We start from the raw sequence: 6,905 nt of genomic DNA on the forward strand, positions 1-6,905 counted from the left end.
TAAAGGACTTGAAGGAGTCTCAACCCAGGAAGTCAGTCCAGAGACACGGACCTGCGCAGCGGATCGCGCAGGTCCGCCCCGCTGTTCAGCCAGCGCTCCTGAAGGGCCTGCGCGCCGTGCACCCGCTTCCACGCCGCCTCGTTCGGCGTCATGGGCAGCAGCGGCAGGAACCGTACGGGCTCCATCGGCTCGTCGAGCTCCAGGTCCTCCACCAGACCCCCCGGCTCGGCGACGAGCACCGAAGTGAACTGCGCGCCGGGCCACAGCGGTTCACCCACGTCGAGCGAGGCGCCGGGGGCCACGATCAGGCCCTCGACCTGAGGTGAGGCCGCCAGTACGGCGAGGGGGCGCAGCACCTTGTCCGTGTCGGCCACGCCGCCTCGTACCGAAAGGACCAGCTCGGCGCGCGGGCCCTTGACCGGGTCGGCCAGGGCGGCGGTGGGGTCGGCCATCGGCTGGGCGGACATGCCGAGGGTGGCGTATCGGACCACGTCCCCGTCCGTGAAGCGCAGCACTTCGACGCGGTCGGTGCCGAGGAAGGTCACCGCGGCGCGGGCGTCCGGTTCACCCAGGCCAGTACGGAGACGGGCCTCGACCAGAGCAAGAACATCAGCCATGACGCGAGCATAGAACTCGTCAGTGGCGGGTAAAGACGGGGCTTGACACTTCAGTCGGCTGATAGTGTTGGCCGCTGGTTCCGGGCAGCACGCAGGCAGCACGCAGAGCGCGCTCTCAAGCCCGGGCAGATGACTTCGCGCGCTACGCGCTTGGGACTTCCCCTACGGGGGACCGGCCGGAGGAGGTGGGGCTGCCATGGATCGAAGTCGACCGTGCAGTACCACCCGTTCTTCCGTCTGACACCTCACGCAGCCCTGTAGCTGCCACTGTGCGCCTGTACTCCCCGTGCTCGCGTGCGACGGAAGAGCACTTCGTTTCCACCTGATCTCTCTGAGTTCTCTGATCTGAGTCAGTAGCGAAGCTGCCACCGCGATGGTGCGGTGCTCCCCGCTTTGTGGACGTGCCAAACATCCTCAGCAGGACGTCCCCATTCCGGGTAGTTCCACCCGTCGCCGGCGGCCTCCGTCAAAGGAGCCTGCCCATGTCGATGATCCGTGACCTTCGCGCCGCCGTCCGCCCCTCGCTCCGCAAGGACGGCAGCGCCTACAGCTCGTACGACGCCACCCGCGACCCCACCGCCGCATCGGCCGTCGTCGACTGCGCCGTCTACCGCGACGGCCGCCGCGCGGCCTGCGACGACACGCTCACGCCGCACGAGGCGATGCTCCAGGTGCGCCGCGACGGCGGCTTCGCCTGGATCGGTCTGCACGAGCCGACCGAGGCCGAATTCGCCGGTATCGCCGCCGAGTTCGGGCTGCACCCCCTCGCTGTCGAGGACGCGGTGCACGCCCACCAGCGGCCCAAGCTCGAGCGCTACGACGACACGCTCTTCACCGTCTTCAAGACCATCCACTACGTCGAGCACGCCGAACTCACCGCGACCAGCGAGATCGTGGAGACCGGCGAGGTGATGTGCTTCACCGGGCGGGACTTCTTCATCACCGTGCGGCACGGCGGCCACGGCTCCCTTCGCGCGCTGCGGCGCCGGCTCCAGGAGGAGCCCGAGCTGCTCGCCAAAGGCCCCTCCGCGGTCCTGCACACCATCGCCGACCACGTCGTCGACGGCTATCTCGCGGTCGCCGACGCCATGCAGGACGACATCGACGACGTAGAGACCGAGGTGTTCTCGGCGCCGGGCAAAGGCACGTCGCGCGGTGTCGACGCCGGGCGGATCTACCAGCTCAAGCGGGAGGTCCTGGAGTTCAAGCGGGCCGTGTCGCCGCTCCTTCGGCCCATGCTGCTCCTGAGCGAGCGGCCGATGCGCCTGGTCGACCCCGACATCCAGAAGTACTTCCGTGACGTCGCCGACCACCTGGCCCGCGTCCAGGAGCAGGTCGTCGGCTTCGACGAACTGCTCAACTCGATCCTCCAGGCCAACCTCGCGCAGGCCGCGGTCGCGCAGAACGAGGACATGCGCAAGATCACCTCCTGGGCGGCGATCATCGCCGTGCCCACGGCGGTCTGCGGGGTCTACGGCATGAACTTCGACCACATGCCCGAGCTGCACTGGCGGTTCGGCTATCCGATGGTCCTCGGCCTCATCGCCGGTGCCTGCTACACCATTCACCGCACTCTCAAGCGCAACGGCTGGCTGTAGAGCGCAGTCGATAGGCTGCGCGCATGACAGAAACGCTGCTCGCCCAGGCCCTCCTCGAGGAGGCCACCAAGAAGTCGGGCCTCATCTGGGTGCGCGGCGAAGAACCGGCCCGCGCCCTGTGGCACGTATGGCACGAGGGTGCGGCGCACCTCATCGGTGACGGCCCCGGAGAGCAGCCGCTGCCGGGGCTCGTCGACGGCGGCACCGCCGAAGTGACCGTACGCAGCAAGGACAAGGGCGGTCGGCTCATCGCGTGGACGGCCCTGGTGACCGAGCTCGCGCCGCGCTCCGAGGCGTGGGAGGCGGCCGTCGCCGAGCTCAAGGGCAAGCGCCTGAACGCGCCCGACGGTGAGCGGATGCCGCAGCGCTGGGCGGACGAGTGCCGGGTCGTCCGGCTCACCCCGCAGGACACGATCACCGACCTGCCCGACGGCTCCCTCGCGGCCCCGCCGCTGCCGACCGGGGCGACCACCCGGCAGCCGGTGCCCGAGGCGCTGCCGCGGCTGCTGTTCAAGCGGAAGAAGCGGCGCGGCTAGACGCGTTCGCGCTTCCCGTGGCGTACGCACTGCCCGGCGCGCCCCCACGGCGTACGCACGCCGCCTCTGCGCACGTCGCACCTACGACTACGACTACGACGTGGGCAGCTGCTCGCCGTAGTCGACCATCTCGTCCTTGTCCGGCTCGCTGAGCGGGAAGTCCCGGCCCCAGTCGCTGAGTCGGAGCGTGCCCGTGTCGCCCGCACGCTCCAGGCGCAGCGGGTAGGGCTTGCCCTCGAGGGAGACGTCCAGGGTGCCGCCCGCGCCCTCGTCGCCGTTGATCTCGATGGTGGGGTTGCCGTCCGTCGTGCCGCGCTCCCCGGTGGCCAGCTTGCCGTGCAGGGTGAGCATGCCCTCCAGGAGGAGGTCCTTGTCCGTGAAGCCGCTCAGCTGCTTGTAGGCCGCGTCCCCCGCCGGGACCTTCACGAACTTGCCGTCGAGCTTGGCCGCGGCGGCGTCGTCCGTCTTGCCGGGCTTCTCGGCGCCGCCCTTGGCGTCCTCGTGCGTCCAGAAGGCGGAGTCGGCCTTCAGGAAGAGCTGCTTGCCGACGCGCAGCAGCTTGAAGGTCTCCCCCTTCGAGGTCACGGAGCCGGTACCGCCCTCTTCCTTCAGGCGCATGTCGAGCTTGTACGTGTGGCCCTTGCTGACCAGCGTGCCCGAGAGCCGCACCGCGGGTGCCGCGTCGGCCGCGGCGCGGGACTTGCTCTGGATCTTCGCGGCGGAGAGCTTGCCCATGCCGTTCGTGCCCGCGTCCGGGTCCTCATCGCTGCTGCATCCGGTGAGACCGGTGACCCCGACGACCAGACCCGCGCACATCGCGCTCACGAGCGCCGTCTTGCGGGGACGGCGGACCGGGGGAATCGCTGACACAGGGGGCGCTGCCTCTCGTGGGGACGACGGCTACGGCTACGGCAGTACGGCAGCGTACCCGTGCTGACTAGGTGGATCGTCGCCAGTGTGGCCGGACGCTCCGCCGGGGCGTATCCGACCGGGACGGGCTAGCCTGAAGCCCGCATTGCGCTACAGAACGGCATATAACGCCAAGATCTGACGTCAAGAGTGAGGGAGGCGCGTGACATGGCGGCGAGCGCCTCCCGGGTCTTCGTCTCGCATCTGGCCGGTATCGCCGTCTTCGACCCGAACGGCGACCAGGTCGGCCGCGTACGCGACCTGGTGGCGACGCTCCGGGTGCAGCGCAGGCCGCCCCGGCTCCTCGGCCTCGTCGTCGAGCTGTCCACGCGGCGCCGCATCTTCCTGCCCATGACCCGCGTGACGGGCATCGAGACGGGCCAGGTCATCACGACCGGCGTACTGAACGTGCGGCGTTTCGAGCAGCGGCCCACCGAGCGGCTCGTGCTCGGCGAGATGCTCGACCGGCGGGTCAGGCTCATCGAGACGGACGAGGAGGTGACCGTCCTCGACGTGGCGGTGCAGCAGCTGCCCGCCCGGCGCGACTGGGAGATCGACCGGGTCTTCGTACGGAAGGGGAAGGGAGGCACCTTCCGGCGCAAGGGGGAGACGCTCACCGTCGAGTGGTCGGCCGTCGACGGCTTCTCCGTGGAGGAGCACGGCCAGGGCGCCGAGAGCCTGCTCGCCACCTTCGAACAGCTGCGCCCCGCCGACCTCGCCAACGTCCTGCACCACCTCTCGCCGAAACGGCGGGCCGAGGTGGCCGCCGCGCTCGATGACGACCGGCTCGCCGACGTCCTGGAAGAGCTCCCCGAGGACGACCAGATCGAGATCCTCGGCAAGCTCAAGGAGGAGCGCGCCGCCGACGTCCTGGAGGCGATGGACCCGGACGACGCGGCCGACCTGCTCGCCGAGCTGCCCGAGGACGACAAGGAGCGGCTGCTCACGCTGATGCAGCCGGACGACGCCGCCGACGTGCGGCGCCTGATGGCGTACGAGGAGCGCACCGCGGGCGGTCTGATGACGACCGAGCCGATCGTGCTCAGGCCCGACGCGACGGTCGCGGACGCCCTCGCGCGGGTGCGCCAGCAGGACCTCTCCCCCGCGCTCGCCGCGCAGGTCTACGTGTGCCGTCCGCCGGACGAGACACCGACGGGCAAGTACCTCGGCACCGTGCACTTCCAGCGGCTCCTGCGCGATCCGCCGTACACGCTGGTCAGCTCGATCCTCGACGACGATCTCCAGACGCTCGCGCCGGAGACCGCGCTGCCTCAGGTCGCCGGGTTCTTCGCCACGTACGACATGGTGGCGGCTCCCGTCGTCGACGAGGGCGGCTCGCTGCTCGGGGCGGTCACGGTCGACGACGTCCTCGACCACATGCTGCCGGACGACTGGCGCGAGACCGAGTTCCACCAGGAAGAACAGGAAGAAGGGGAGCCCCGTGCCGTCGGCTGACCGCGAGCGGGACCGCGCCGAGCAGCGGACCGCTCCCCGCTTCCGCCTCGACCAGCCGAGGCCACCGCGCCGCAAGTTCCTGCCGGAGTACGACCCCGAGGCCTTCGGGCGGCTCTCCGAGCGGATCGCGCGGTTTTTGGGCACGGGGCGCTTCATCGTCTGGATGACGGTCACCATCATCGTGTGGGTCGCCTGGAACGTCTGGGCACCGCAGGCGCTGCGCTTCGACCCGTTCCCGTTCCTGTTCCTGACCCTCGCGCTCTCCCTCCAGGCCTCCTACGCGGCTCCCCTGATCCTGCTCGCGCAGAACCGGCAGGACGACAGGGACCGGGTCAATCTCGAACAGGACCGCAAGCAGAACGAGCGCTCCATCGCGGACACCGAATATCTGAGCCGCGAGATCGCCTCGCTGCGCATGGGCCTGGGCGAGGTGGCCACCCGCGACTGGATGCGTTCCGAACTCCAGGACCTGGTCAAGGAGCTGGCCACGGAGCTGGCCACGGAGCTGGAGGAGCAGCGGAAGGGGAGCCGCGTCGTATTCCCGGCCGAGGAGAGCGGCGGGCGTGATGTAGGCGACCGTTGACCGCTCTTTCCGGGGCGGGGTTACCGCGCCGTACTATCGGTCTTATGGCTACGGAAGACGCGGTGCGTGAAGCACTGGCGACGGTGAACGACCCCGAGATCCACCGACCCATCACCGAACTGGGGATGGTCAAATCGGTTGATATCTCCCCCGATGGGGCGGTAGCGGTCACCGTGTACCTCACGGTCTCCGGGTGCCCGATGCGCGAGACCATCACGAAGAACGTGACCGACGCGGTCGCCGCCGTCGAAGGCGTCACGCACGTCGACGTCACCCTCGACGTGATGAGCGACGAACAGCGCAAGGAGCTGGCGAGCGCGCTGCGCGGCGGCACCGCCGAACGCGAGGTCCCCTTCGCCAAGCCGGGATCGCTGACCCGGGTCTACGCGGTGGCGTCCGGCAAGGGCGGCGTCGGCAAGTCCTCGGTGACGGTGAACCTCGCGGCCTCGATGGCGGCGGACGGCCTGAAGGTCGGCGTCGTGGACGCTGACATCTACGGCCACTCCGTACCCCGGATGCTGGGCGCGGACGGCAAGCCCACCCAGGTCGAAGACATGATCATGCCGCCGTCGGCGCACGGCGTGAAGGTCATCTCCATCGGCATGTTCACGCCGGGCAACGCCCCGGTCGTGTGGCGCGGCCCGATGCTCCACCGCGCCCTCCAGCAGTTCCTCGCGGACGTCTTCTGGGGCGACCTGGACGTCCTGCTCCTCGACCTGCCCCCGGGCACCGGCGACATCGCGATCTCCGTCGCCCAGCTGGTCCCGAACGCCGAGATCCTGGTCGTGACGACGCCCCAGCAGGCGGCGGCCGAGGTCGCCGAGCGCGCGGGCTCCATCGCGGTGCAGACCCACCAGAAGATCGTCGGCGTCGTCGAGAACATGTCGGGCCTTCCCTGCCCGCACTGCGGCGAGATGGTCGACGTCTTCGGCACGGGCGGCGGCCAGCGGGTCGCCGAGGGCCTCACCAAGACCACCGGCGCCAACGTCCCGGTGCTCGGCTCCATCCCGATCGACGTCCGCCTGCGCGAGGGCGGCGACGAGGGCAAGCCGGTGGTCCTGACGGACCCGGACTCCCCCGCGGGCTCGGCCCTTCGCACGATCGCGGGCAAGCTGGGCGGCCGCCAGCGCGGCCTCGCGGGCATGACCCTGGGGATCACCCCCCGCAACAAGTTCTGAGCCGCCTGGTTTCGTTGGTTCCTTGCCGT

The 6,905-nt window shown here is 69.9% G+C and carries 7 protein-coding genes; 5 read left to right on the forward strand and 2 right to left on the reverse strand.

Annotated features, from left to right (window positions below; all coding sequences use genetic code 11):
• Positions 1 to 32: 32 nt before the first annotated feature.
• Entirely contained in the window at positions 33 to 617 is a 585-nt protein-coding gene (locus ACFQ7F_RS21475) for a suppressor of fused domain protein (protein ID WP_383272684.1), read from the reverse strand.
• 482 nt (positions 618 to 1,099) lie between these two features.
• Between ACFQ7F_RS21475 and ACFQ7F_RS21480 the strand changes: the two genes are divergently transcribed.
• Together ACFQ7F_RS21480 and ACFQ7F_RS21485 are read left to right on the forward strand one after the other, a co-directional pair.
• Complete coding sequence (locus ACFQ7F_RS21480; RefSeq protein WP_383272686.1) at positions 1,100 to 2,215, forward strand: magnesium and cobalt transport protein CorA; 1,116 nt, start codon at positions 1,100 to 1,102, stop codon at positions 2,213 to 2,215.
• Positions 2,216 to 2,238: 23 nt separating this feature from the next.
• The gene (locus tag ACFQ7F_RS21485) at positions 2,239 to 2,751 is read left to right on the forward strand and encodes a hypothetical protein (protein WP_383272688.1); all 513 of its coding nucleotides are present in this window, start codon (positions 2,239 to 2,241) and stop codon (positions 2,749 to 2,751) included.
• Between the two features lie 93 nt (positions 2,752 to 2,844).
• Here the strand turns inward: ACFQ7F_RS21485 and ACFQ7F_RS21490 are convergent, their stop codons facing one another.
• A complete protein-coding gene (locus ACFQ7F_RS21490) occupies positions 2,845 to 3,567 on the reverse strand; it encodes a hypothetical protein (RefSeq protein WP_383272700.1) in 723 nt (240 codons plus the stop codon).
• A gap of 261 nt (positions 3,568 to 3,828) precedes the next feature.
• Between ACFQ7F_RS21490 and ACFQ7F_RS21495 the strand changes: the two genes are divergently transcribed.
• Genes ACFQ7F_RS21495 through ACFQ7F_RS21505 form a run of 3 tightly spaced genes read left to right on the forward strand, consistent with a single transcriptional unit; the run spans position 3,829 to position 6,876 of the window.
• Positions 3,829 to 5,115 (forward strand): magnesium transporter MgtE N-terminal domain-containing protein, encoded by a 1,287-nt coding sequence (locus tag ACFQ7F_RS21495; protein ID WP_383272690.1) that lies wholly within the window; start codon positions 3,829 to 3,831, stop codon positions 5,113 to 5,115.
• On the forward strand, positions 5,102 to 5,698 hold the full coding sequence (locus ACFQ7F_RS21500; protein ID WP_383272692.1) for a DUF1003 domain-containing protein: 597 nt from the start codon (positions 5,102 to 5,104) through the stop codon (positions 5,696 to 5,698). The genes ACFQ7F_RS21495 and ACFQ7F_RS21500 overlap by 14 nt, the downstream gene beginning before the upstream one ends.
• A gap of 44 nt (positions 5,699 to 5,742) precedes the next feature.
• Entirely contained in the window at positions 5,743 to 6,876 is a 1,134-nt protein-coding gene (locus ACFQ7F_RS21505) for an Mrp/NBP35 family ATP-binding protein (RefSeq protein WP_383272694.1), read from the forward strand.
• Positions 6,877 to 6,905 lie beyond the last annotated feature (29 nt).

Source organism: Streptomyces sp. NPDC056486 (assembly GCF_042795295.1).
Taxonomy (GTDB): Bacteria; Actinomycetota; Actinomycetes; order Streptomycetales; family Streptomycetaceae; genus Streptomyces.

Excerpts from the sequence above, each read along its gene's own strand:
- ACFQ7F_RS21475 (WP_383272684.1), bottom strand. The coding sequence starts at position 617 with ATGGCTGATGTTCTTGCTCTGGTCGAGGCCCGTCTCCGTACTGGCCTG.
- ACFQ7F_RS21480 (WP_383272686.1), top strand. The coding sequence starts at position 1,100 with ATGTCGATGATCCGTGACCTTCGCGCCGCCGTCCGCCCCTCGCTCCGC.
- ACFQ7F_RS21485 (WP_383272688.1), top strand. The coding sequence starts at position 2,239 with ATGACAGAAACGCTGCTCGCCCAGGCCCTCCTCGAGGAGGCCACCAAG.
- ACFQ7F_RS21490 (WP_383272700.1), bottom strand. The coding sequence starts at position 3,567 with ATGTGCGCGGGTCTGGTCGTCGGGGTCACCGGTCTCACCGGATGCAGC.
- ACFQ7F_RS21495 (WP_383272690.1), top strand. The coding sequence starts at position 3,829 with ATGGCGGCGAGCGCCTCCCGGGTCTTCGTCTCGCATCTGGCCGGTATC.
- ACFQ7F_RS21505 (WP_383272694.1), top strand. The coding sequence starts at position 5,743 with ATGGCTACGGAAGACGCGGTGCGTGAAGCACTGGCGACGGTGAACGAC.